Origin of the sequence: Microbacterium jepli (genome assembly GCF_047237905.1) — a bacterium.
Classification (GTDB): Bacteria; Actinomycetota; Actinomycetes; order Actinomycetales; family Microbacteriaceae; genus Microbacterium.
Genome location: NZ_JBDFLW010000005.1, coordinates 2,452,131 through 2,476,996, shown reverse-complemented (window position 1 = coordinate 2,476,996; position 24,866 = coordinate 2,452,131). Strand labels below are relative to the sequence as shown.

20 protein-coding genes and 1 pseudogene are annotated in these 24,866 nt (G+C 71.5%); 8 read left to right on the top strand and 13 right to left on the bottom strand.

Translation table 11 applies throughout. From position 1 onward, the window contains the following. Positions 1-57 precede the first annotated feature (57 nt). Complete coding sequence (gene ald, locus ABC304_RS15975; RefSeq protein WP_412932210.1) at positions 58-1,173, bottom strand: alanine dehydrogenase; 1,116 nt, start codon at positions 1,171-1,173, stop codon at positions 58-60. A gap of 33 nt (positions 1,174-1,206) precedes the next feature. Further along, on the bottom strand, positions 1,207-2,196 hold the full coding sequence (locus tag ABC304_RS15970) for an asparaginase (protein WP_412932208.1): 990 nt from the start codon (positions 2,194-2,196) through the stop codon (positions 1,207-1,209). Between the two features lie 69 nt (positions 2,197-2,265). Here ABC304_RS15970 and ABC304_RS15965 point away from each other — a divergent pair, with 69 nt between their 5' ends. Beyond that, positions 2,266-2,742: an OsmC family protein gene (locus tag ABC304_RS15965; protein WP_412932205.1), complete on the top strand. Its 477-nt coding sequence runs from the start codon at positions 2,266-2,268 to the stop codon at positions 2,740-2,742. A gap of 96 nt (positions 2,743-2,838) precedes the next feature. On the opposite strand, the gene glpK is transcribed toward ABC304_RS15965, so the two are convergent. From glpK to ABC304_RS15950, 3 genes and pseudogenes are all read right to left on the bottom strand, one after another. Beyond that, positions 2,839-4,350: a glycerol kinase GlpK gene (gene glpK, locus ABC304_RS15960; RefSeq protein ID WP_412932202.1), complete on the bottom strand. Its 1,512-nt coding sequence runs from the start codon at positions 4,348-4,350 to the stop codon at positions 2,839-2,841. Between the two features lie 84 nt (positions 4,351-4,434). Continuing rightward, positions 4,435-5,188: pseudogene (locus tag ABC304_RS15955) on the bottom strand (MIP/aquaporin family protein). 116 nt (positions 5,189-5,304) lie between these two features. After that, complete coding sequence (locus tag ABC304_RS15950) at positions 5,305-7,023, bottom strand: glycerol-3-phosphate dehydrogenase/oxidase (RefSeq protein ID WP_412932200.1); 1,719 nt, start codon at positions 7,021-7,023, stop codon at positions 5,305-5,307. A gap of 100 nt (positions 7,024-7,123) precedes the next feature. Between ABC304_RS15950 and ABC304_RS15945 the strand changes: the two genes are divergently transcribed. Further along, positions 7,124-8,101, top strand: coding sequence for a sugar-binding transcriptional regulator (locus ABC304_RS15945; RefSeq protein WP_412932198.1), 978 nt, complete (start codon positions 7,124-7,126; stop codon positions 8,099-8,101). 1 nt (position 8,102) lies between these two features. Here ABC304_RS15945 and dhaM read toward each other — a convergent pair whose 3' ends face one another. The 4 genes from dhaM to ABC304_RS15925 all read right to left on the bottom strand — a co-directional run bounded on the left by dhaM (position 8,103) and on the right by ABC304_RS15925 (position 11,305). Then, on the bottom strand, positions 8,103-8,876 hold the full coding sequence (gene dhaM, locus ABC304_RS15940; protein ID WP_412932195.1) for a dihydroxyacetone kinase phosphoryl donor subunit DhaM: 774 nt from the start codon (positions 8,874-8,876) through the stop codon (positions 8,103-8,105). Further along, complete coding sequence (dhaL, locus tag ABC304_RS15935; RefSeq protein WP_412932193.1) at positions 8,873-9,505, bottom strand: dihydroxyacetone kinase subunit DhaL; 633 nt, start codon at positions 9,503-9,505, stop codon at positions 8,873-8,875. The genes dhaM and dhaL overlap by 4 nt, the downstream gene beginning before the upstream one ends. Positions 9,506-9,513: 8 nt before the next feature. After that, the gene (dhaK, locus tag ABC304_RS15930) at positions 9,514-10,506 is read right to left on the bottom strand and encodes a dihydroxyacetone kinase subunit DhaK (RefSeq protein WP_412932192.1); all 993 of its coding nucleotides are present in this window, start codon (positions 10,504-10,506) and stop codon (positions 9,514-9,516) included. A gap of 82 nt (positions 10,507-10,588) precedes the next feature. Beyond that, entirely contained in the window at positions 10,589-11,305 is a 717-nt protein-coding gene (locus ABC304_RS15925; protein WP_315269506.1) for a lysophospholipid acyltransferase family protein, read from the bottom strand. A gap of 142 nt (positions 11,306-11,447) precedes the next feature. Here ABC304_RS15925 and ABC304_RS15920 point away from each other — a divergent pair, with 142 nt between their 5' ends. Further along, positions 11,448-12,458, top strand: a complete 1,011-nt coding sequence (locus tag ABC304_RS15920) for an FKBP-type peptidyl-prolyl cis-trans isomerase (RefSeq protein ID WP_412932190.1) — start codon at positions 11,448-11,450, stop codon at positions 12,456-12,458. A gap of 48 nt (positions 12,459-12,506) precedes the next feature. Beyond that, positions 12,507-13,592 carry a 1-deoxy-D-xylulose-5-phosphate reductoisomerase gene (dxr, locus tag ABC304_RS15915; protein WP_412932188.1) on the top strand — a complete coding sequence of 362 codons (1,086 nt, stop codon included), beginning with the start codon at positions 12,507-12,509 and terminating at the stop codon, positions 13,590-13,592. A 39-nt stretch (positions 13,593-13,631) separates the two neighbouring features. Here the strand turns inward: dxr and ABC304_RS15910 are convergent, their stop codons facing one another. Further along, positions 13,632-15,302: a Mur ligase family protein gene (locus ABC304_RS15910; RefSeq protein WP_412932186.1), complete on the bottom strand. Its 1,671-nt coding sequence runs from the start codon at positions 15,300-15,302 to the stop codon at positions 13,632-13,634. Positions 15,303-15,407: 105 nt separating this feature from the next. Here ABC304_RS15910 and ABC304_RS15905 point away from each other — a divergent pair, with 105 nt between their 5' ends. Next, positions 15,408-16,760 carry a M50 family metallopeptidase gene (locus ABC304_RS15905; protein WP_412932183.1) on the top strand — a complete coding sequence of 451 codons (1,353 nt, stop codon included), beginning with the start codon at positions 15,408-15,410 and terminating at the stop codon, positions 16,758-16,760. 31 nt (positions 16,761-16,791) lie between these two features. Here ABC304_RS15905 and ABC304_RS15900 read toward each other — a convergent pair whose 3' ends face one another. Next, positions 16,792-18,741: an anthranilate synthase family protein gene (locus ABC304_RS15900; protein WP_412932181.1), complete on the bottom strand. Its 1,950-nt coding sequence runs from the start codon at positions 18,739-18,741 to the stop codon at positions 16,792-16,794. Positions 18,742-18,924: 183 nt separating this feature from the next. Between ABC304_RS15900 and ispG the strand changes: the two genes are divergently transcribed. Next, entirely contained in the window at positions 18,925-20,076 is a 1,152-nt protein-coding gene (gene ispG, locus ABC304_RS15895) for a flavodoxin-dependent (E)-4-hydroxy-3-methylbut-2-enyl-diphosphate synthase (RefSeq protein ID WP_206502753.1), read from the top strand. A gap of 65 nt (positions 20,077-20,141) precedes the next feature. Here the strand turns inward: ispG and ABC304_RS15890 are convergent, their stop codons facing one another. Together ABC304_RS15890 and ABC304_RS15885 are read right to left on the bottom strand one after the other, a co-directional pair. Then, on the bottom strand, positions 20,142-21,578 hold the full coding sequence (locus ABC304_RS15890; RefSeq protein ID WP_412932179.1) for an RNB domain-containing ribonuclease: 1,437 nt from the start codon (positions 21,576-21,578) through the stop codon (positions 20,142-20,144). Positions 21,579-21,634: 56 nt separating this feature from the next. After that, on the bottom strand, positions 21,635-22,534 hold the full coding sequence (locus tag ABC304_RS15885; protein ID WP_412932176.1) for a LysR family transcriptional regulator: 900 nt from the start codon (positions 22,532-22,534) through the stop codon (positions 21,635-21,637). Positions 22,535-22,733: 199 nt separating this feature from the next. Between ABC304_RS15885 and ABC304_RS15880 the strand changes: the two genes are divergently transcribed. Together ABC304_RS15880 and ABC304_RS15875 are read left to right on the top strand one after the other, a co-directional pair. Then, entirely contained in the window at positions 22,734-24,038 is a 1,305-nt protein-coding gene (locus tag ABC304_RS15880) for an MFS transporter (RefSeq protein WP_412932976.1), read from the top strand. Beyond that, positions 24,035-24,802, top strand: coding sequence for a 3-hydroxybutyrate dehydrogenase (locus ABC304_RS15875; RefSeq protein ID WP_412932174.1), 768 nt, complete (start codon positions 24,035-24,037; stop codon positions 24,800-24,802). The genes ABC304_RS15880 and ABC304_RS15875 overlap by 4 nt, the downstream gene beginning before the upstream one ends. Positions 24,803-24,866 lie beyond the last annotated feature (64 nt).

The following is a 24,866-nucleotide window of genomic DNA, read 5'->3' as shown; positions in this document are numbered from 1 at the left end:
GTCCTCGGTGAGGATTGTTCGCGATCCGCTGTCGGACGTCGCGTTCTCAGACCGGGATCACGCCAGGACGTCGGCGAGGGATGCCGCATCCAGCCCGTGGGCGGTGGCCACACCTTCGTTCACCACGCGTCCGGCATGCGTGTTGAGGCCCTCGGCCAGGGCGGCGTCGGCGCGCAGCGCGTCGCGCCAGCCCCGCGCGGCGATCTGCCGTACGTAGGGGAGCGTGGCGTTGGTGAGCGCCGAGGTCGAGGTGTTCGGCACAGCACCGGGCATATTCGCGACGCAGTAGAACACGGTGTCGTGCACCGCGAATGTCGGGTCGGCGTGCGTGGTCGGGTGGGTGTCCTCGAAGCAGCCGCCCTGGTCGACGGCGATGTCGACGAGCACGCTGCCCGGACGCATGCGCGACACCATCTCGTTCGTGACCAGCTTGGGCGCCTTGGCGCCCGGTATGAGCACCGAGCCGACGACGAGGTCGGAGTCGACGACGGCGCGGTCGAGGTCGAGCGGGTTGGAGGCCGCGGTCTTGATGCGGCCCTGGAAGTGGTCGTCGAGGAAGCGCAGGCGCGGCACGTTGGTGTCGAACACCGTGACGTCCGCGCCCAGGCCGACGGCGATGTAGGCGGCGTTCGCGCCGGCCACGCCTCCGCCGATGATCGTCACGCGGGACGGTCGCGTGCCCGGCACCCCCGACATGAGCAGCCCGCGCCCGCCCTCGGACCGCAGGAGCGTGTGCGCGCCGACCGTCGGGGCGAGCCGGCCTGCGACCTCGCTCATCGGCGCCAGCAGCGGGAGGACGCGGCCGGGCAGCTGCACCGTCTCGTAGGCTATCGCGGTCACCCGGTCGGAGACGAGCTGGTCGGTCAGCGGACGGTCGGCCGCCAGATGCAGATACGTGAAGAGCACGAGGTCGTCGCGGAAGTAGCCGTACTCGCTGGGGATCGGCTCCTTGACCTTCAGCAGCAGCTCGGCGCGCGCCCAGACCTCGGCCGCATCGTCGACCAGGGTCGCACCGGCGTGGGCGTACTCCTCGTCGGTCATCGAGGAGCCGGTGCCGGCACCGGACTGCACGATCACCTCATGGCCGGCCAGCACGAGATCGTGCACACCGGCGGGCGTGAGTGCGACGCGGTATTCGTTGTTCTTGACCTCGGCGGGGACGGAGATCCTCATCGATCGTCCTTTCCGCTCCTCGTGGGAGCGTCTCTAGAAGACGGGGCGGATCGCCCCGACGGTGCTGCCGCCGCCGGACACGGACAGCGACAGTGCGGCCGTCGTGTCATCGACGGCGGAAGTCTGCAGGGCGCCGGCGCGCTCGAGGAGGCGCAGCGCGACCGCGGCGGCCGCGCGCCCGCTGCCGTCGAGCATCTTCAGCGCGACGGTGGTGCCGTCGGGTGCGGTCATGACCATCACGCCCTCGGCGCCGCCCTTGGCGAAGACGCCGAGCCGCTCGATGACGATGGTGTCGTCCATGCCGGGTCCGTCGATGGCCCACGGGTTCTCGCGGACGGCGCGTACGAGCGCGCCGGCGTTGCGGTGCAGGGCGAACGGCGACGTCTCCGACGACGTGGCCACGCGGTGCACGGCACGGGCGAGGCCGATGAGGGTGATGGCGAAGATCGGCGCGCCGCAGCCGTCGACGGCCGTCGCGGCCACGCGCTCGCCGGTCAGCCGTTCGACGACCTCGCGGATGTGCACCTGCAGCGGATGCTTCGGGTCGAGGTACCCCTCGACGTCCCACCCGTTCGTGGTGCAGGTGAGGAGCATGGCGGCGTGCTTGCCCGAGCAGTTCATGCGGATGCGGGCGGGGGAGCCGAGCTCCCGCACGAGCTCGTCGCGCGCGGAGCGGTCCTCCGGCCATGCGGCCGGGCAGGCCAGCGCGTCTTCGTCGAGGCCGGCCTGCTCGAGGATGGCGCGGGCGACGGACACGTGACGGTCGGTGCCCGTGTGGCTGGCGGTCGAGAGCGCGAGCTTCTCGCCCTCCAGCGACGCGCCCGCGCTGAGGAAGGCGAGAGCCTGCAGGGGCTTGAGGCTGGACCGGGGGAGGATCAGTGCGTCGGCCTCGCCGAGAGTCGTGGCGACCGTGCCGTCGGGGGCGAGGACGACGGCTGCGCCCGCGTGACGCGACTCGATGAACCCGCTCCGTTCGACGACGGCGAGTTCCACGGCTCCGGCGACGGGGAAGGTGTGCGGCACCGTTCCAGCCTACCGCCGGGCCGCAGCATCCCCCGGCCCCGCGACCCCTCGCCGTGGAAGACTGGCGGCATGATCGGCGAGCACCACTACGCACTCACGGCCACCTGGACGGGGAACCGCGGCACCGGGACGACCGGCTACCGCGACTACGACCGGGGCATCACGGTGTCGGTCGCGGGCAAGCCCGACGTGCTCGCCTCAGCCGACAAACCGTTCCGAGGCGACCCGGCGCGGTGGAACCCGGAGGACATGCTCCTGGCCGCCCTCAGCGAGTGCCACCTGCTGTCATACCTCTACGCCTGCGTGCAGGCGGGTGTCGTCGTCACCGCCTACGAGGACGCCGCGACGGGCGTCATGGTGGAGGACGGCCAGGGGTCGGGCCATTTCCGCGAGGTCGTGCTCCACCCCCGGGTGACGGTCTCGGATCCGGCGATGGTGGATGCCGCGACCGCCGCTCACGCGCGGGCGCACGCCACGTGCTTCATCGCCAACTCGGTCAACTTCCCGGTGCGCCACGAGCCCACCATCCTCGTGGCCGGCGCCTGACACACGAAAGACCGCGAGACTGCACCCGGCCGACGAGACCGCGGCGGAAAGCCGCTGTCTCGCCGTGCAGGTGCAGTCTCGCGGCGGGGGATCAGGTCAGACGACGTCGTCGTCCACCCAGTCCATCGACTTGGTGACGGCCTTCTTCCAGAGGCGCATCTGACGATCGCGCTCCTCGGAGTCCATGCTCGGCTCCCAGCGCTTGTCCTCCTGCCAGTTGGCGCGGAGGTCGTCGAGGTTGTCCCAGAAGCCGACGGCCAGGCCCGCGGCGTACGCCGCGCCCAGGGCCGTGGTCTCGGCGACGACCGGGCGCACGACCGGCACACCGAGGATGTCGGCCTGGAACTGCATGAGCGCGTCGTTCGCGGTCATGCCGCCGTCGACCTTCAGCTCGGTAAGGTCGACGCCCGAGTCGGCGTTGACGGCGTCCAGCACCTCGCGCGACTGGAAGGCGGTCGCCTCCGACGCCGCGCGGGCGATGTGGCCCTTGGTGACGTACCGGGTCATTCCGACGAGCGCACCGCGCGCATCCGGACGCCAGTAGGGCGCGAAGAGACCGGAGAACGCCGGCACGAAGTACACGCCGCCGTTGTCGTCGACCGACTTCGCCAGCGTCTCCACCTCGGGAGCCGAGGAGATGATGCCGAGCTGGTCGCGCAGCCACTGGATCAGCGAACCGGTGACCGCGATGGAACCCTCGAGTGCGTAGTGCGCGGGGCCGTCGCCGAGCTTGTACCCGAGGGTGGTGAGCAGACCGTTCTTCGAGCGGACGATCTCCTCGCCCGTCTGGAAGATGAGGAAGTTGCCCGTGCCGTAGGTGTTCTTGCTCTCGCCCGGGTCGTACGCGGCCTGACCGAAGGTCGCGGCCTGCTGGTCGCCCAGGATGCCAGCGATCGGGGTCTCACGCAGCAGCGAGGAGGACTCGACGTTGCCGTACACCTCGGAGGAGGAGCGGATCTCGGGCATCATCGACTTCGGAACGCCGAAGTCGGCCAGGATGTCGTCGCGCCACTGGAGCGTCTCGAGGTCCATGAACAGGGTGCGGCTGGCGTTGGTGACGTCGGTCGCGTGCACGCCGCCGTCGATGCCGCCGGTGAGGTTCCACAGCACCCACGTGTCGGTGGTGCCGAAGATCAGGTCGCCGGCTTCGGCCTTCTCGCGCGCGCCGTCGACGTTCTCGAGGATCCAGACGATCTTGGTGCCGGAGAAGTACGTCGCCAGCGGGAGGCCGACGATGGTCTTGTAGCGCTCGGTGTCGCCGTCGGCGAGGCGGTCGACGATCGACTGCGTGCGGGTGTCCTGCCAGACGATGGCGTTGTAGACCGGCTTGCCGGTGTTCTTGTCCCACACCACCGCGGTCTCGCGCTGGTTGGTGATGCCGACGGCGGCGATGTCGTGGCGGGTGATGTCGGCGCGGCTGAGGGCGAGGCCGATCACCTCCTGGGTGTTGCGCCAGATCTCCAGCGGGTCGTGCTCGACCCAGCCCGCCTTCGGGAAGATCTGCTCGTGCTCCTTCTGTCCGACGGAGATGACGCTTCCCTTGCGGTCGAAGATCATCGCGCGCGTCGAGGTGGTTCCCTGGTCGATGGCGAGAACGTAGTCAGCCATGGGTGACTTCCTTGTCTGTGTGTTTTCTTGTGTTCGGTGAGGGAGGCGCGGGCGCCGCCGGGGCGGCGCCCGGGAGGAGGTGGATCAGCTGCCGAGGCTCAGCAGCACGGGGGCGAGCAGACCGGCCAGCACGCCGCCGATGAGGGGACCGACGACCGGAACCCACGAGTAGGACCAGTCGCTGGAGCCCTTGCCCTTGATGGGCAGCAGGGCGTGCGCGATGCGGGGACCGAGGTCGCGCGCCGGGTTGATCGCGTAGCCGGTGGGGCCACCGAGCGAGGCGCCGATGCCGACCACGAGGAGGGCGACGGGAACGGCCGACAGGCCGCCGAGGCCTCCGGGGACTCCCACGTCGGCCACGCCGTAGTCGGCGAAGCCGAAGATCACGAAGACCAGCACGAAGGTCGCGATGATCTCGGTGGCCAGGTTCCAGCCGTAGGAGCGGATGGCCGGGCCGGTCGAGAAGACGCCCAGCTTGGAGGCGGCGTCGGGCTCGTCGTCGAAGTGCTGCTTGTACGAGACGTAGCAGAGCACCGCGCCGATGATGGCACCGACCATCTGACCGAGCACGGCGACGCCGAACATCGGGAAGTCGATCGTGCCGCGCACGAGGAGGCCGATGGAGACGGCGGGGTTCAACTGAGCGCCCGAGTAGGCCGAGGCGATGACACCGGCGAACACGGCGAGACCCCAGCCCCAGTTCACCATCAGGAACCCGCCGGCGTTCCCCTTCGTCTTGGCGAGGGCGACGTTGGCGACGACACCGGTACCGAGCAGGATCAGCAGCCCGGTTCCGACGACTTCCGAGGAAGTACAGACCCAGATTCACTTCTTGCATGTCGACAATGACCTTTCAGGTGTGTGTCCGCGTTCGCATCGTTGCACGGCCGCGGGCCGCCGGTTGAGGCTGACGCTACTCCCCGCGACGCGCTCGTCGCGGGGAGGAACGCCGCTTCAGGATCGTGTCGCGCTGACCTCTTCCAGCTCGACGAGGTGCATGGTGCGCAGCTGCTCGGTGGCGTCCGCGATCTCCGCCTCGCGTCGCGCCTCGTCCCAGCCCAGGGGCTCGGCGACGGCGTCGGCGACCTCGCGCAGCGTGCGGGCGGTCATGCCGCCGACGAATGCGATGGAGGTGCGGCGCAGCAGCACGTCCATGAGGTGGACGACCTGCTCGGTGCGGGCGAGGTGCGCCAGCTCCTCGCGGTAGTAGCCGTCGGTGGCGGGGAGCGGCTCGGCTCCTGCGGGGATGACCTCGAGGACCTCGGTCGCGCGGGTGCCGTAGCGCGTCAGCATCCGCTCGACGAGCTCGCGCGAGTGGCCGGCGCTGTGCGCGCGCACCCACGTGCCGCGGGCGGCGGGCGTCTGCGGGAAGTCCTTGCCTCCGCCGATCGGGCGACCGGCGGTGCTGATGCGGTGCGGGCGGCCCAGCGTCTCCAGCGTGCGCGTGCTCAGGTGCTCCGCGAGCGCCCGGAAGGTCGTCCACTTCCCGCCGACCAGGCTGAGGACGGGGGTGCCCTCGTGCGTGTCGTCGACGATGCGGTAGTCCCGCGAGACGAAGCCGGGCGCGGTGTCGTCGTGGTGCGGCAGCGGACGGATGCCGGAGAACGTGTAGACGATCTGCGAGCGGTCCACCGTGATGTCGGGATAGACCTCCTTGACGAGGTCGAAGAAGTAGTCGATCTCGTCGTCGGTGATGACGGCGGGCTTGCTCGGGTCGGCGTCGATGTCGGTCGTTCCGACGAGCACGCGTCCCTTCAGCGGGAAGATGAGCACGATGCGGCCGTCGGAGTTCTCGAAGAAGATCTCGCGGCCCTTCGTGGCGGTGAGCAGCTCCTCGTTGTCGAGCACGATGTGCGAGCCCTTGGTGCCGCCCATGAAGCGCGTCTGCATGCCCATAGCGCCGTTGGTCAGGTCGGTCCACGGGCCGCTGGCGTTCACGACGACCTTCGCCCGCACCGCGAACTCGTCGCCGGTGAGCTCGTCACGCAGCTGGACGGAGCCGTGCTGCATGCCGACGGCCGAGACGTAGTTGACGGCCGAGGCGCGGGGCCCGCCGGCCACGAGGCCGTCGTGCATAACGTCGAGCGCCAGGCGCTCGGGGTCCCACATGGAGGCGTCGTAGTACGTCGCGGTGTACTTGAGGTCGGAGTTGAGTCGAGGGAGGGCGGCGAGGGACTTCTTGCGTCCGTGGAACTTGTGACGGGGGACGGTGCCGCCGCCGCGCGAGAAGGTGTCGTAGATGACCAGGCCGATCTTGATCAGCAGCGCACCGCGCTCGCTGGGCTTGCCGCGACCGTGCGTGATGAGCAGGCGGAACGGCGCCGACAGGATGCCGGAGAACGTCTTGAAGATCGGGATCGTCGTCTCGAGCGGCCGCACGTAGTGAGGGGCGGTCTTCAGCAGCGCGTTGCGCTCCGTCACGGCCTCCTGGACGAGGCGGAACTCGCCGTTCTCGAGGTAGCGGATGCCGCCGTGCACCATGTGGCTCGACGCCGACGACGCGCCGGAGACGAAGTCGCCCTTCTCGACGAGGGCGACGTCCACCCCCTGGAGTGCGAGGTCGCGGAAGGTGGCCAGGCCGTTGATGCCGCCGCCGATGATGAGGACGTCGACGTCCCCCCGGTCGCGGAGGGTCTGCACGTCGGGGCGGATGGAGGAGGAAGTCGTCGTCATTGCGCTGCCTTTCTGTGAAGCTTGTTCCACCCTCGTCCTGCGGTGAACGGAGTTGCAAGCCCTTTGCACAAACGTGCAGACTGCAGTATCGACGGAGGAGGTGACCACGGTGCCGACAGTCTCGACGCGCTCGCAGGACGCCCTCCGGGCCGCGCAGTTGTACTACCTCCAGGACCTCACGATGGAGGCCATCGCGCGCGAGATGAAGATGTCGCGCTCGTCGGTCTCCCGCCTCCTCGCCTATGCCCGTGGCACGGGTCTGGTGACCATCTCGATCCACTCCCCGCAGGACGCCCGCAGCCAGGTCGAGAGCCGTATCGCGCGCCGATTCGGCGTGACGGCGCGGGTCGTGCCGACGCCCTTCCGCATCAGCGAGGCCGAGCGGCTCGAGCGCACCGCGCTGTCGGCCGCCCGCCTGCTCGCCGAGCGCGTCGAGTCGTCGATGACGATGGGCATCGCGTGGGGCTCCACGCTGTCGGCGGTCGCGCGGCACCTGCCGTCCAAGCGCACGCACGACGCGCGCGTCGTGCAGATGAACGGCGCGGCCAACGTGCGCACCTCGGGCATCACCTACGCGGGCGAGATCCTCGCCCGCTTCGGAGCGGCGTGGTCGGCCCCCGTGCACCCCTTCCCGGTGCCGGCGCTGTTCGACGATCCCCTCACGAAGCAGGCCATGTGGCGTGAGCGCTCCGTGCGGGCGGTGCTCGAGATCCAGGAGCGCGTGAATATCTTCGTCTTCGGCCTCGGGTCGCCCGACGCCGACGTGCCCAGCCACGTCTACTCGGGCGACTACTTCGACGAGGCGGATCAGCGCTCCATCGAGCGCAACGGCGTCGTCGGGGACTGTGCCACGGTGTTCTACCGGGCGGACGGCTCCTCCGACGGGATCGACCTGAACGAGCGCTCCAGCGGCCCGGACCTGGAGGCGGTGCGCCGCATCCCCACCCGCTTCTGCATCGTGTCGAGCCTCTCGAAGCTCGACAGTCTGCGCGGTGCGCTCGCCGCCGGCCTCATCACCGACCTCGTGGTCGAGGAGTCCCTCGCCCGGCGGCTCCTGGAGGTCACCGCCGGGCGGTGAGTCACATCTCGCCGAACCCGTCCTCGATCATCCCGCGGAGCTCGTCGAGTGCCGCGCGCGCCTCGCGTCCCGTCGCGGTCACCCGCACCTTGGCGCCGCGCCCGATGCCCATCGCCATGAGCGCCAGCAGGCTGTTGGCCGCCACCGGGGCCATCTGCGATCCGAGGTCGGTGAGGGTGACCCGCGCGTCGAACCGGCCGGCCGCCCGCGCGAACGACGCCGCCGGGCGCGCGTGCAGTCCGGAGGGATTGCGGATGACGGCCTCGAACGACAGCTCGCCGTCATCGGCGGGCGCATCATCGATGGACTCGCGGGAGGCCGTCTCGTCGGCGGGCGCGGGGGCCGCGGCATCCGTCGTCGGGGGCAGCTCCTCCTCGAGGCCGAGCTGCTGACGCTTGGCGGCCAGCGCGGTGTCGAGCTGCGCGATGATCGCGTCGAGATCCGAACCGGATGCCGCGCCCACGACCGCCGCGACGAGTCCCTCGACGAACGGCGCGGGGCTGAGGCGCACGGTGATCTCGGGATCGACGAACTCCAGCGCGGTCTCGGCGCTGAGGATGGCCGATCCGAGGTCCATGAGGATCAGGACGCCGTCGTCCGACGAGGCACGCTCGACCGCTTCGGCGATGGCCGCGGCATCCGTTCCCAGTTCGCCGTCCGGGGTGCCGGCGGCGATCTCCACGAGGGGCGGGTCGTCGCCGCCCATCTGGAGGGCCAGCTCGCGGGCGGCCGCCGCGAGCGCGGGGCTGTGGGAGACCGCGACGATCCCGATCACGCCGCGGCCAGGGTGTCGCGGAGCGCCTCGAGGAGGAGGGTCGCCGACGCCGCACCGGGGTCGAGGTGTCCGGCGCTGCGCTCGCCGAGGTAGCTGGCCCGGCCCTTGCGCGCCACGAGCGGCAGCGTCGCGTCGCGGCCGGCGGCCGCGGCCGTCGCCGCCGCCTCGGCCGCGGATGCCGCATCCGCCCCGCCGGCGACGGCGTCGTCCCACGCCTGCAGGGCCGGGGTGAGGGCGTCGACCATCGTCTTGTCGCCGGGCTCGGCCCTGCCGCGCTGAACGATGCCGTCGACGCCGGCGCGCAGCGCCGCTCCGAGCGTCGCCGCGTCGAGAGCGTCCTCCGCCCCGGCGGCACCGCCCAGGCGCAGGAAGAAGGTGCCGTACAGGGGTCCGCTGGCTCCGCCCACCGTCGAGACGAGGGTCATTCCGATCGCCTTCCCGAGGTCGGCCGGCGTCGCGGCGCCGTCGAGCTTCGGAAGCACCGCGTGCATGCCGCGGGCCATGTTCGAGCCGTGATCGGCGTCGCCGATGGCCGAGTCGAGCTCGGTCAGCTCGGCCTGTTGCTCATCGACGAGGGACGCGAAGCGGGTGATCCAGGCGCGGAGGTCCGCGGTGGTGACGTCGGTCATCGCGGTCGTCACGCTCCCCACCGCAGACCCGGCGTCACGACCGGCGCGTCCCAGAGCCGCAGCATCTCCTCGTCGGCCTTCACGACCGTCAGCGAGCACCCCGCCATGTCGAGGCTCGTGATGTAGTCGCCCACGAGCACGCGCTCCACCGAGACGCCGGCGGCCTCCAGCAGCGGCGCGATCTCGGCCCACATCACGTAGAGCTCGATCAGCGGCGTGCCGCCGAGACCGGAGAGCAGCACGATGGCCGGACCCGCGGCATCCATGTCCGCGAGGATCGGGTCGACGAGCATCGAGGCGATCTCCTTCGCACCGGCGAGCGGGCGGCGCTCGCGGCCGGGCTCGCCGTGGATGCCGACTCCGACCTCCATCTCGTCCTCGGGCAGCTCGAAGGTGGGCTTGCCCGCCGACGGCACGGTGCAGCTGGTCAGCGCGACGCCCATCGAGCGGCCGTTGCCGGACACTTTCTCGGCGAGGGCGAGCACCGCGTCGAGGTCGGCGCCTTCCTCGGCGAGCGCGCCGACGATCTTCTCCAGGATGACGGTGGTCCCCGTGCCGCGCCGACCGGCCGTCCAGGTGGAGTCCTGGACGGCGACGTCGTCGGCGACGACGACCGTCTCGACCCGGATGCCCTCGCCCTGGGCGAGCTCGGCGGCCATCTCGAAGTTCAGGACGTCGCCGGTGTAGTTCTTCACGATGTGCAGCACGCCGGCGCCGGAGTCGACGGCCTGGTCGGCGGCGAGCATCTGATCGGGGGTGGGGGAGGTGAAGACCTCGCCCGCGCAGGCGGCGTCGAGCATGCCGCGGCCGACGAAGCCCCCGTGCATCGGCTCATGGCCGGACCCGCCACCGGATACCAGCGCCACCTTCCCGGCGCGCGTCGGCTCGCCGCGCAGGATCACCCGGTTCTCGGTGTCGACGCGGACGTCGGGGTGGGCCGCCTGGATGCCGCGCAGCGCGTCGGCCAGCACATCGGCGGGGGCGTTGATGAGCTTCTTCATGATTCCTCCATGACGGCGTCGGTGCAGTCAGGGAGAATCTCCCGCGCGGAGGGGAGACTGTCAAGGGCGCGCGACCGCGCGCTCAGCGGCGCTCGTGCGGCAGGACCTGCTTGATGCGCTCGATGGGGTTCGCGGCGGGGACCTCGTTGTACGCACCCGCGAGCTCCTGGCCCGACAGCGCGTGGATCGCGGCCATGATCTCGTCGGTGGCGCCCCGGCGCGCGCGGCCGGAGGTGGCGGGTCCGTGCGGCGAGAGGTCCAGCGGCTGACCGAAGCGGACGGTGATGCGCTCGCTGGTGGACGGCACCTTCGCGCCGACGGGCATGACCTTGTCCGTGCCGATGAGACCGACCGGGACCACGGGGGCGCCGGTCTGCAGGGCGAGGAAGGCGACGCCGGTGCGGCCCTTGTAGAGGCGTCCGTCGAGGGACCGGGTGCCCTCGGGGTACAGGGCGACCGTGCGCCCCTCCTCGAGGAGACGGCGCTGCTGGTCGAGCGCGTCGAGGGCGGCCTGCCCGGCGCCGCGCTCCACGGGGATGGCGCCGATCGCCGTGAAGAACTCGCGCGAGGCCCAGCCCTTCGCGCCCGACCCGTCGAAGTAGCTGGACTTGGCCAGGAAGTGCACGGGACGCGGGGCGGCGACGGGAATGGCGATCGAATCGATGAACGACAGGTGATTGCTCGCGAAGATCACGGGGCCGGTCTTGGGGACCAGCGAGCGGCCCTCCACCTTCGGGCGGTAGACCAGCCGGGCCAGGGGCGTGATGATGAAGCGGCCCAGGAAGTAGGTGGCGCCCATCCGCGTGACCGGAGCCTCGCGATCGGTGTCGGGATCGGCCTCGCCGGGCGCGGCGGTCTCCTCGGATGTCACCCGTCGAGGGTACTCCGGAATGCATACCCGCCCTGGCATGGCCCGCGCTCCCAGGCAGGACAGAGGAAGCATGGGGGAGGATGGGGCGTCCCCTTCTCCTCAGATTCTCGAGGTCTTCGTGCGTCTTCGCCCACTTGCCACCCTGTCCATCGCCGCGGCCGCGGTCGTGCTGCTGGCCGGCTGCTCCGGCGCCGGCGGCGCCCCCGCAGACAGCGCGAGCCCCAGCGCCTCCGCCGCCGCAGACCTCTGCGCGGCAGCCGCTCCGTCGGGAGCCGCGTCCGACGCGGTGACCGTGGACGGAGCCGCCGGCACCGAGTCGACGGCGAACTTCACCTTCCCGCTCGACATCCCCGAGCTGCAGCGCACCGTGGTGTCGGAGGGATCGGGTGACCCCGTCCAGAGCGGAGAGCTCATCTCCTACGCCCTCTCCGCCTTCAACGCCGAAACCGGAGAGAAGCTGGGCGCGGTCGGCTATGCGGAGAGCGAGATCCTCCCGGCCGCCATCACGGCCGACAGCCCGCTCGGCCAGGTCATCGGCTGTGCGACGCCCGGCAGCCGCGTCGTCGCGACCTTCCCCGCGTCGGAGGACGGCCCCGGCGAGGTCTACGTGTTCGACTTCCTCAAGACCGTGCCGAAGGCGGCGTGGGGCGAGCCCCAGACGCCCGAGGCGGGTCTGCCGACCGTCACCCTCGCGGAAGACGGCACCCCCACCATCGACGTGCCTAAGACCGATCCGCCCACCTCGACCGAGGTGTCCACGCTCAAGAAGGGCGACGGCGCGGTCGTGGAGAGCGGCGATCAGGTGCTGATCCAGTTCCGCGGCGCGCGGTGGTCGACCGGCGAGCTGTTCGACGGGGGCGACACCTGGGCGAGCGGCCAGCCCTACACGGGCGCCACGACCGGCTTCGTCCCCGGGTTCACCAAGGCTCTCGAGGGCCAGACCGTCGGCTCGCAGGTGCTCGTCGTCATCACGCCCGCCGACGGCTACGGCGAGGGCGAGATCAACGACACGGATCTGAAGGGCGACACCCTCGTCTTCGTGATCGACATCCTCGGCGCCCAGCACCCGCAGGCCCAGTAGCACCGCAGCACTCCCCGGACGCGCCGCGTCCCGCCCTAGGCTGGCGGGATGCGGCGCGTCCTCGTTCTCGGCTCCACCGGCTCCATCGGCACTCAGGCGCTGGACGTGATCCGCGCCAACCCCCACCGCTTCGAGGTGGTCGGCCTGTCGGCCGGCACCGACCGCGCAGGGCTCGAGGCGCAGGCCGCGGAGTTCGGGGTCGAGGCGACGGCGCTCGGCGCCGTCGAGGCGGAGCAGCTGGTGCGCGACGTCGAAGCCGACGTCGTGCTCAACGGCATCACGGGCTCGGTCGGACTCGGACCGACCCTGGCCGCCCTCGAGTGCGGTCGCACCCTCGCGCTCGCGAACAAGGAGTCGCTGATCGTCGGCGGCGATCTCGTCCGCGCTCTGGCCGAGAAGGGGCAGATCGTCCCCGTCGACTCGGAGCACTCGGCTATCGCGCAGGCCCTCCGCGCCGGCGAGCACAGCGAGGTGCGGCGGCTCGTGCTGACCGCCTCGGGGGGACCGTTCCGCGGGCGCACGGCCGCGGAGCTGCGCGACGTCACCCCCGCGCAGGCGCTAGCCCACCCGACCTGGGACATGGGCCGGGTGGTGACCACGAACTCGGCGACGCTGGTCAACAAGGGCCTCGAGGTGATCGAGGCGCACCTGCTCTTCGACGTCGACTACGACGACATCGACGTCGTCGTGCACCCGCAGTCGATCGTGCACTCGATGGTGGAGTTCGTCGACGGCTCCACGATCGCGCAGGCCTCACCGCCCGACATGCGCCTCCCCATCTCACTCGGCCTCGACTGGCCGCAGCGCGTGGGGGGCGTCGGCCGTCCGCTGGACTGGATCGTCGCGTCGTCGTGGACCTTCGAGCCGCTCGACGACGAGGCGTTCCCCGCCGTCCGTCTCGCCAAGCGCGTCGGGCGGGCGGGCGGCACGTACCCCGCCGTCTTCAACGCGGCCAACGAGCAGGCCGTCGACGCCTTTCACGACGGACGGCTGAGCTTCCCCGGCATCCTCGACACCATCGACCGGGTCGTCGATGCGCACGAGGCACCCGGCGCCCTCACCCGCGAGAGCCTCGCGGAAGCCGAGCGCTGGGCGCGCGAGTCGGCGGACCGGACGATCACCGCGGCATCCTGAGCCCGCACGCGGTCACCGGCTGACCGCCGCGACCGCGCGTCAGGGGAACGCGGGCCGAAGCGGGTCGGAGTCGGGTGTCTCGTCGTCGGGGTACGGCACCGGCCAGTGCGAGTCGGGCACGTCCCAGCCGGCGGCGCGCAGCGCGCGCCGGGAGAGCTCGCGGGCGGAGTAGGGCGTGCGCACGCCGCGGATGTCGCGGTAGTCCTGGTGCCCGGGGCCGGCCCAGAGGATCGCGTCGCCTTCGCCGACCAGACGGATCGCCTCGACGATCGCCCGCTCCGGCGGCGAGTACTCGTGGATCTCGGCGTCGGGACGCGCCCTGCGCGCTCCCTCGATGAGGGTCGCGCGGATCGAATCGGGGTCCTCGAAGCGCGGGTGGTGGTCGGTGATCACGAGGATGTCGCTGCCCAGCACGCTGGTGCGGCCCATGTCGAGCCGCTTGGTGGCGTCGCGGTCGCCGTCGGCGCCGACGAGCATGACGACCTTGCCCGGTGTGACGCGCCGCACGGCGGCGAGCGTCTTCTCGAAGGCGTCGGGGGAGTGGCCGAAGTCGACGTACACGGCCGGGCCGTGCTCTCCCGACACGAGCTGCGTGCGGCCGGGAAGGTACGCGTCGATGCGGCCCGTGCCGCCGGCCGATGCGTCCAGCGCACCGCGCAGGCGGTCCCAGGAGTATCCGCCCTCCAGCAGCATCACGATCGCCAGGCCCGCGTTGGCGGCCATGTGGCGACCGATGACGGGCACGACCGTGGTGAGCGTGCGTCCGTCGGTCGAGGTCAGCGCGAACTCCGTGCCCGCTGGCCGCTCCGCGAGGATCTCCACGGTCCAGTCGGCGGATGCCGCGGCATCCGGATCGTCGGCGATGTCGGGCGTGCCCACCGTCACGAAGGGCACCTCGCACCGGGCCGCGACCTCGGCGCCGGGGGCGGAGTCGAGGCAGACGACGGCCTTCCGCGCGCGGTCGGGCCGGAAGAGGGGGAGCTTGGCCTCGAAGTACTCGCGCATGTCGGCGTAGTCGTCGAGGTGGTCGTGGCTGAGGTTGGTGAAGCCCGCGACGTCGAACACGAGGCCGTCGACGCGACGGCGGCTGAGGGCCTGCGCGCTGACCTCGACGGCGACCGCCTCGACGCCGCGCTCGCGCATCAGGGCGAGGAGGGCGTGCATCTCGGATGCCTCGGGCGTGGTCAGTCGCGAGACGATGACCTCGCCGGCGATGTGGCGCTCCGCGGTGGAGGACAGGCCGCTGGTGACGCCGAGCTGGCCGAGGATGCCCTCGAGGAGGTGCGACACGCTCGTCTTGCCGTTGGTGCCGGTGGTCGCGAACAGGAGGGGCAGGTCGTCGTCGGCGCCGGTGCCGTAGACCCACGCCGAGAGGGCCCCGAGCATGCCGCGGGGGTCGTCGACCACGAGGATCGGGAGGCCGGCGTCGGCGGCCAGCTCTGCGCCGTCCTCGTCGGTCAGGACCGCCACGGCGCCCTTCTCGGCGGCCGCTGCCGCGAATTCGGCGCCGTGCCGGTTGGCGCCGCGGATGGCCACGAACACCTCGCCCGCGCGCAGGTCGGCCGTCGCCAGCGTGATGCCCGAGACGAGGCGCCCCGTCGTGTCGCCCCGCACCTCACGGGCGAAGCGCTCGGCGAGATCTGCGAGTGCTCTCGTCGGCGGGCTGTCGGGCCGGAGCACCGGGGGCAGGCGGGAGGCAGGGTTGTCCATGGCCTGACAAGTCTCTCATCCGCGCGCCGGACGCCCGGGAGGCGGGCACCGTCACGGCACGCCGTGCACGGCCGTTTCAAAGACAGCGGCGGGTACGGTGAATCCGTGACCGTCCTGGCCTTCGTGATCGGCATCGTCCTCCTGGTCGTGGGGCTCGCGGTGTCCATCGCGCTGCACGAGATCGGCCACCTGGTGCCGGCCAAGAAGTTCGGCGTGCACGTCGGCCAGTACATGGTCGGCTTCGGTCCCACGCTCTTCTCCCGCACCGTCGGCGAGACCCAGTACGGCATCAAGGCGTTCCCTCTCGGCGGCTACATCTCGATGTCGGGCATGTACCCGCCGTCGCCCGCCGAGCGCGAGGCGCAGGCAGCGGGCACCGTCCCCGCCGCCGGTCGTGCGTCGGGGCGCTTCTTCGCCGCCATGGTGCAGGACGCACGTCTGGCCAACGAGGAGACGCTGATCGCCGGGCGCGACCGCGTCTTCTACCTGCTGCCGGTGTGGAAGCGCGTCATCATCATGCTCGGCGGGCCGCTGATGAACCTGCTGCTGGCGATCGTGCTGTTCGCGATCCTGTTCAGCGGCATCGGCGTGCAGACCGCCTCGACCACCGTCGCCTCCGTGAGCCAGTGCGTCCTCCCGGCGGGCACGACGCAGACCGCGTGCGAGCCGGGCGATCCGGCGACTCCGGCCGCCGAGGCGGGCTTCGCGCCCGGCGACACGATCCGGTCCATCGACGGCACGGCGGTGTCGACCTTCGACGAGACGTCCGCCATCATCCAGGCGAACCCGGGCCGCGCGCTGGACGTCGTCATCACGCGCGACGGCGCCGAGAAGACCCTCACCCTCACCCCGGTGCTCGCGGAGCGTCCCGTCTTCGACGACAAGGGCGCCGCCGTGACGGATGCCGCGGGCGACCCGGTCACGCAGGACGTGGGCTTCGCGGGCATCGGCCCCACCTCCGTGCTGACGCCACAGCCCATCTGGGCCGGGCCGCAGGCCGCGGTCGAGAACGTCGGCGCCGTGTTCGGCATCATCGCGCAGCTGCCCGTGAAGGTGTACCAGACCGCCGAGTCGCTCTTCACCGGCGCGGAGCGCGACCCGAACGGTCCGCTGAGCGTCGTGGGCGTCGGCGTCATCGCCGGCGACGTCGCGGCGTCGGAGTCGCCCATCCTCAACCGCGTCGCCGGGTTCCTCGGCTTGCTCGCTTCCCTCAACATCGCGCTCTTCGCGTTCAACCTGATCCCGCTGCTGCCGCTGGACGGCGGGCACGTGGTCGTGGCGCTCTGGGGCGGCCTCAAGAACGTGTGGGCGAAGCTCCGCCGTCGTCCGCCGCCCGCTCCGGTCGACGCGACCCGCCTCGTGCCGCTGACCTTCGTCGTCGTCATCCTGCTGGTGGTCATGGGCGGCATCCTGGTCGTCGCCGACCTGGTGAACCCCGTGTCGATCTTCGGTCCCTAGCGTCCCGACCCTGACGCTCGCCCGATGCCGTTCAGGCCGTCGGGGCGAGGGCCTGCGTGACCAGTCGTTCCAGGGTCGCCATTCCGTCGCGCGACAGGATCGACTCCAGGTGTCCCTGCACCGACGCGAACGCCGGACCCCGGAGGGCGTACACGTCTCCCGAGTGCGTGTCGGCGGCGATCTCCGCGACGCCGACGCGGGTGGTGCCGGCCGGCACCCGCGCGGTGAAGGTGTTGTAGAAGCCGATCGAGGCGTCGCGGCCGAAGACGTCGACCGTGCGCTGCAGACCCTGGTGCGGCGCGTCGAGCGGGGCGAGCTCCAGTCCCAGCGCGTCGGCGAGGATCTGGTGGCTGAGGCACACGGCCAGCAGCGGGCGGTGCGCGGCCAGGCGCCGCCGCACGACCTCGCGCATGCGCCGCATGCGCGGGCTGTCGGGGTCGCGGGGGTCACCGGGCCCGGGACCCGACACGACCAGCTCGGCCGCGTCCAGGTCCTCGTCGGTCACCGCGGTCCACGGCGCGATCGACACGTCGAGGCCCAGGTGGCGAAGCTGGTGGGCGAGCATCGTGGTGAAGCGGTCTTCGGCGTCGACGACGAGCGCGGTCCGGCCGTGCAGCGGTCCCGACTCGGCTCCTCCCTGCGGGTTCAGCCAGAATGCGGCGAGACGGGCGTTGCGCGACTCGAGCAGCTCGGCGATCTCGGGATCCTCGGCCAGCGGCCTCCGCGTGTCGGCGGGCCGGTCGGGATCGGTGTCGGCCGGAGCAGCCGTGGGCGTGTCGCGTGCGATCGCACCGATCGCGCCGAGCACGCCGGCCGCCTTGCCGTGCGTCTCGCCGACCTCGCCGTAGGGGTCGGAGTGGCGCACGAGCGTCGCGCCGACCGGGACCCGCAGCATCCCGTCCTGCAGATACGCGGTGCGGATGAGGATCGGGGCGTCGAGGTGGTGGGTACGTCCGTCGCCGGTGGGGGTGAACAGCGCCGCGACCCCGGAGTAGTAGCCGCGCGGCGTGCGCTCATGACGGGAGATCACCGTGCACGCGTTCTGCATCGGCGAGCCGGTGACGGTGGGGGCGAACATCGTCTCGCGGAGGATGTCGCGCGGATCCATGCGGCTGTTGCCCCGCAGCACGTACTCCGTGTGGGTCAGCCGGGACATCTCCTTGAGGTGCGGCCCGGTGATGCGACCGCCGTCGGCGCAGACCGCGCTCATCATCTTGAGCTCTTCGTCGACGACCATGAAGAGCTCCTCGGTCTCCTTCGTCGACTGGAGGAACTCCGTCAGCGTGGCCGCGGTCGCCCCGCCGGCGGGGTGGCGGAACGTGCCGGAGATGGGGTTCATCGTGACGACGGCGGATGCCGCGGCATCCGCTCCGCCCGACTGCTCACGGTCGACGCGCGCGCTCACGTGCGCCTCCGGGCTGGCGCCGACGGCGACATGTCCGGGGGTCACGACGGCGAAGGTCCAGTAGGCGCCTTTCTCGTGCTCGAGGAGCGCGCGGAACCAGGTCAGGGCGACGGTGGCGGGGTCGCCCTCGACGCCGGCGGTGAAGTCGCGGCGGATGACGAAGTTCGCGCCCTCGCCGCGTCCGATCTCCTCGGCGATGACGGTGCGCACGATCTGCGCGTAGTCCTCGTCGTCGATGTCGAACCCCGCGTCGCGCAGCGGGATCGAGGCGGAGGGCAGCTGAGCGAGCGCGTCCTCCAGCGGCAGGGAGTCGTGCGCGTCGACGACGAGGCACCGCAGCGGTGCGCCGTCGTCGTGGCAGACGAAGCCGCGTTCCCGCACCTGCCGGAACGGAACCAGCGCGAGCACCTCGCGGGGCGTGCCCGCGGCATCCGTCAGCGGGATGTCGGCCAGCAGCTCGACGTCCACGACCTCGCCGGTGAGGACCTCCACGGTGCGGCCGTCGCGGGCGAGCAGGGCGAACGGGATGCCGCGCGCGGCCAGGTCGGCGAGTGCACGGGGAGCGGGGCCGGGCATGAGGATTCCTTCGTCGAGGGGGCGGTCACCCTACGAAGAAGACCGCCCGGGCGGGGCGGTCTGTGGTCGCGAGAGCACACCGCCTATGCGGTGCGCCACCAGGAGAAGCTCGCGGACATGCGCCGAAACTACCACAGCGCCTTCCTGAGGCCCCTCTCAGCCCCTGCGGCGTAGTCTGAGAGCGTGCCAGCAGTGAATCTCGGGATGCCCAAGGTCCCCGAAGTCCTCGCCCCTCGTCGCAAGTCCCGCCAGATCAAGGTCGGGAAGGTCCTGGTGGGCGGAGGTGCCCCCGTCAGCGTCCAGTCGATGTGCACCACGCCGACCACCAACATCAACGCCACGCTGCAGCAGATCGCCGAACTCACCGCCTCCGGCTGCGAGATCGTGCGCGTCGCGGTTCCGTCCCAGGACGACGCGGACGTGCTCCACATCATCGCGAAGAAGAGCCAGATCCCCGTCATCGCCGACATCCACTTCCAGCCGAAGTACGTCTTCCAGGCGATCGACGCCGGCTGCGCCGCGGTGCGCGTGAACCCGGGCAACATCCGCAAGTTCGACGACCAGGTCGGGGCGATCGCCAAGGCCGCGAAGGATGCCGGCGTCTCGCTGCGCATCGGCGTGAACGCCGGGTCCCTCGATCCCCGACTGCTGCAGAAGTACGGCAAGGCCACCCCCGAGGCGCTCGCGGAGAGCGCCCGCTGGGAGGCCAGCCTGTTCGAGGAGCACGACTTCCACGACTTCAAGATCTCTGTCAAGCACAACGACCCGGTGATCATGGTCAAGGCGTACCGCCTGCTGGCCGAGATGGGCGACTGGCCGCTGCACCTCGGTGTGACCGAGGCCGGTCCCGCCTTCCAGGGCACCATCAAGAGCGCGACCGCGTTCGGCATCCTGCTCGGCGAGGGCATCGGCGACACCATCCGCGTCTCGCTGTCGGCGCCGCCCGCCGAGGAGGTGAAGGTCGGCCTGCAGATCCTGCAGTCGCTGAACCTCCGCGAGCGTCGCCTCGAGATCGTCTCGTGCCCCTCGTGCGGGCGCGCCCAGGTGGACGTCTACTCGCTGGCCGACAGCGTCACCGAGGGCCTCAAGGACGTCACGGTGCCGCTGCGCGTGGCCGTCATGGGCTGCGTCGTCAACGGACCGGGTGAGGCCCGCGAAGCCGACCTCGGCGTCGCCTCCGGCAACGGCAAGGGCCAGATCTTCGTCAAGGGCCAGGTCGTCAAGACGGTGCCCGAGGAGGAGATCGTCGCGACCCTCATCGAGGAGGCGCGCCGGATCGCCGACGAGATGGGCCCGGACGCCGCGCTCGGAACCGCACAGGTCGTCACGGCCTGACGGCTGCTTCCCTCGCCGGGGAGCGGGCCTCCGTCGGTCGGCACCCGTCTGCGGCGCGGCGCTCGTCAGGGCGTGAGGACGATCGTGCCCGATGCGATGTCGGCCGACTCCAGCCGAAGTCGCGCCACCGACCCCGCGGGCGCCGACAGGCCGGCGACCTTCGCCGACACCGGCGGCTCGGCGATCTGCACGCGTGCGCCGTCGCCGCGGACGCCGAGCACCACGGCGTCGAAGACCTCGCCGACCCGGCCCGAGAGCACCGCGGCCTCGATGCGGTCGACGGTGCCGGAGTCCAGGCGTCCGGCCACCCCGTCGCTGCGGCCCATGATCCTGGGCAGCTCGGGCAGGCTGGTGCGCGCCCACTCGGGCACGGGCCGGCCGTTCGCGAGCGCCTCGCAGACGACCAGCGACCACCGGTCCACCAGCCGCCGCAGCGGAGCGGTGGTGTGCGCGTAGGGCGCGCCGATCGCCGACTGCAGCGGATCGGCGGGCGGCTCTCCGTCGAAGGCGACGTAGCCGGCCCCGCGGAAGAGGGAGGCCGCGGCATCCATGATCGCCGCCGTCACCACCTGCGAGCGATCGAGGCCGCGCAGGTAGTCGCCGTAGGACACGCCCTCGCGCCACGGGACGCCGAGCGCCACGGTCTGCTCGCGGAACGCGGCGACGTCGTCGGGGTCGGCGGCGGGCATGGTCCGGAGGATCCCCACCCGCCCGCGCAGCATGATCTCCGCCGCGGCCATGCCGGTCAGCAGCGAGACCTGCGCGTTGTACTCCTCGACGGGCAGCGACGCTTCGCGCTCCAGGCGGTAGCGCCCGTCGTCGGACACCACGCGCGTCTCGGGGATGTTCAGGCTCGCGCCGCCGCGCTCGGCTTCGCGTGCGGAGCGGAGCGGTCCGAACCACGCGAGTGCGGCGAGGCTCGCCGGGCCGGTTTCTGCGTCGATCGCTCCCTGGGCGTCGATGTAGCTCCACCGGGCGCGTGAGCGCACCACCCCGCGCCGCAGGGTGGTGGCGACGGGTCGCGCCTGGTCGTCGAGCTCGAAGCGCCAGACGAAGGCGCGACGGTCCTGATCGGGGAGCAGCGATGCCGCGTCCTCGCTGAGCACGGCGGGATGCAGGGGGATGCGTCCGTCGGCGGCGTAGATCGTCTGCCCCCGGCGGCGGGCTTCGTCGTCGACGGCGCCGCCGGGCGCGACGAACGCGGGGACGTCGGCGATCGCGTAGTGCAGCACGGCGCCGGCGGGCGTCCGCTCGAGGTGCAGCGCCTGATCGAGGTCGAGCGAGCCCTCGGGGTCGATCGTGAGGAACTCGATGTCGCGCAGGTCGTCGACCCCCGCGGCGGCGGGGTCCACCGGCACGGAGCGGGCGGCCGCCTCGGCCTCGGCCTGCACCTCGGCGCTGAACGCCGTGGGGAGATCGAGGTCGGCGCGCAGCTGCGCGAGGGCCGCGCTCAGCTCCCCGGCGGAGTCGCGGCGGACGAGACGGGGGCGGCGGGAGGGCACCGCTTCAGTGTAGGCACGGGGTCACGGACCGAGGCCGGGAGAGGGAGTGCGTCGGGTCAGTGCCCGAGCGCGCCCTCGAGCTGGTCGGCCATCCCGTGCAGGCGCAGGCGCAGCGCCTCGACCACGGCGGCGACCGCGGGGCGCGTCAGCGATTCCGGCCGGAGCACCATCCAGTAGGGGAGGTGCTCGTCGATGAGGTCGGGGAGGATGCGCACGAGGTCGGCGTGCCGGTCCGCCACGAAGCAGGGGAGCAGACCGATGCCGGCGCCCGCGCGGGTGGCCTCGACGTGCACGAACACGTTCGTCGAGGTGAGGGAGTCCCGCATCGTCGGCACGAGCCGTCGCGGCGCGTCGAGGTCGTCCACCAGGAGCATCGAATCGATGAAGTAGACGAGCGGATGCTGCGCCAGCTCGGCGAGGTCGGCAGGGGCTCCGTGCGCGTCGAGGTAGTCGTGCGACGCGTACATGCCCAGGGTGTAGTCGGCCAGGTGGACGGCCTCCGCCCGATGCACCTGCGGGCGGCCGACGACGACCTCGATGTCCAGTCCCGAGCGCTGCTGCAGCGCGCGCCGGGTGACGGTGACGATCTCCACCTGCAGCGCGGGGTGGTCGCGCTGCAGGGCGGCGACGGCGGGAGCCGCCACGTACGCGCTGAAGCCGTCGGTCGCCGACAGCCGCACCACTCCGGTGACGGCGGTCGCAGCATCCGGTGACTGCAGGAGCTGGACCGCGGACTCGACACCCTCCGCGGCCTGCACCGCCCGCCGCCCGAGGTCGGACAGCTCCCAGCCGCCGACGGTGCGCGCGAGCACCCGGCCGCCGAGCGCGGTCTCGAGCGCCGAGATGCGGCGGGCCACCGTCGTGTGGTTGAGGCCCAGCGTCGCGGCGGCCGTCGTGAACCGTCCGGTGCGCGACACGGCGAGGAGCACCAGGAGGTCCTGCGGGTCGGGGTTCACATCTGCAATTCTGCACATGCGAGGCGCCGAAATGCCCATTGCAGGGAATCCGAACTGCACGTTTACTCATGTGAGTCAACGACGACCCACGAGGAGAACCATGACTTCCGCCGACAACGCGCGCTCGCGCACCGCCGATCCGACCTCCGCCTCCGACGACGCCGCTCCCTCCGGCCTGAAGCGCATCGTCGCGGCCTCCATGATCGGGACCGTCGTGGAGTGGTACGAGTTCTTCCTCTACGCCACCGCCGCGAGTCTCGTCTTCGGCACCGTGTTCTTCCCGAACGCGGGAAGCCAGCTCGACGGCATCATCGCCGCCTTCCTGACCTACGCGGTCGGCTTCATCGCCCGCCCGCTCGGCGGCATCGTGTTCGGGCAGATCGGCGACCGGCTGGGCCGCAAGCACACGCTCCAGGTCACGATCATCATGATCGGCGTCGCGACGTTCCTCATCGGCTGCCTGCCCGGCTTCGGCACGATCGGCTATTGGGCGCCGGCGCTCCTGGTCGCCCTCCGCTTCATCCAGGGCTTCGCGCTGGGCGGCGAGTGGGGCGGAGCCGTGCTGCTGGTCGCCGAGCAGAGCCCGAACCGCTCGCGTGCCTTCTGGGCGAGCTGGCCGCAGGCAGCCGTGCCCGTCGGCAACCTCCTCGCGACCCTCGTGCTGCTGACGATGTCGGCGATCCTCCCCGCGTCGCAGTTCCTCGACTGGGGGTGGCGCGTCGCGTTCTGGCTGTCCGCGGTGATCGTGCTGGTGGGCTACTACATCCGCACCCACGTCAGCGAGGCGCCGATCTTCCTCGAGGCCCGCGCCCAGGTCGAGTCGGAGAAGGCCGTCAGCTACGGCGTGTTCGAAGTCCTGCGCCGCTACCCGAAGGGCGTTCTCAAGGCGATGGGGCTGCGGTTCGCGGAGAACATCCTGTACTACATCATCGTCAGCTTCACGATCGTGTACCTCACGACGGTGCACAAGTACGACACCAGCCAGCTGCTCCTCGCCCTGCTGATCGCGCACGCGGTGCACTTCGTGGTGATCCCCCAGGTCGGACGCCTGTGCGATCGCATCGGACGCAAGCCGGTCTACCTCGCCGGCGCCGTGCTGGGTGCCACCTGGGCCTTCTTCGCGTTCCCGATGTTCGACTCCCTGAATCCGGTGCTGATCGTGCTGGCCGTGACCATCGGCCTCTGCTTCCACGCCCTCATGTACGCCGGACAGCCGGCCATCATGGCCGAGCTCTTCCCGACCCGGATGCGCTACTCGGGCGTCTCGCTCGGCTACCAGGTGACCTCGATCGTCGCCGGCTCGCTCGCACCGATCATCGCGACGGCGCTGCTGCAGCGCTTCCAGTCCTGGGTGCCGGTGGCGCTGTACATCGTCGCGGCCTGCGTCGTCACGCTGATCGCGGTGCTGACGCTGCGCGAGACGAAGGGTCTCTCGCTGCGCGCGGTCGATGATGCGGATGCTGCGCGCTTCGACCTGCCGACCGCCCGGGGAGCGCGCGCATGACCGCCGAAGACCTGAGCGGCCGCCGCGCGCTGGTGACCGGCGGGGGAGCGGGCATCGGCGCCGCCATCGCGCGCGAGCTCGCCTCGCGCGGCGCGACGGTGCTGGTCGCCGACCTGGATGCGGAGGCCGCGGTCGCGGTCGCGGACGAGGTCGGCGGCGAGGCGTGGGTGGTCGACCTCTCCGATCGCGATCAGGTCGAGTCCGACGGGTTCGCCGCACGCGTGGCGGGCACCGACATCCTGGTCAACAACGCCGGGGTGCAGCGCATCGCCGCCATCGAGGACTTCGATCCCGAGGCGTTCCGCTTCATCCTTCGGCTGATGGTCGAGGCGCCCTTCCTGCTCGTGCGCGCGGCGTTGCCGGGCATGTACGAGCGCGGCTTCGGCCGGATCGTGAACATCTCGTCGGTGCACGGTCTCCGTGCGTCGCCCTACAAGAGCGCCTACGTCATCGCCAAGCACGGGCTCGAGGGGCTCTCCAAGGCGACGGCGCTCGAGGGCGGAGACCGCGGTGTGACCAGCAACTGCGTGAATCCGGGCTACGTGCGGACGGCGCTGGTCGAGAAGCAGGTCGCCGACCAGGCGGCCCGTCACGGCATCGACGAGTCGGAGGTGCTCGACAGGGTCTTCCTGACCGAGAGTGCCGTGAAGCGTCTCGTCGAGCCGGAGGAGGTCGCCTCACTCGTCGGCTGGCTGACGACGGATGCTGCGGCGATGGTCACGGGCGCCAGCTACACCATGGACGGCGGCTGGTCGGCGCGCTGAGGCAGGATCTGCCGATGCCGTTCCCGGTCTGTGCCGGTGCCGGTGTTTGTGCGGGCGCCGGTCC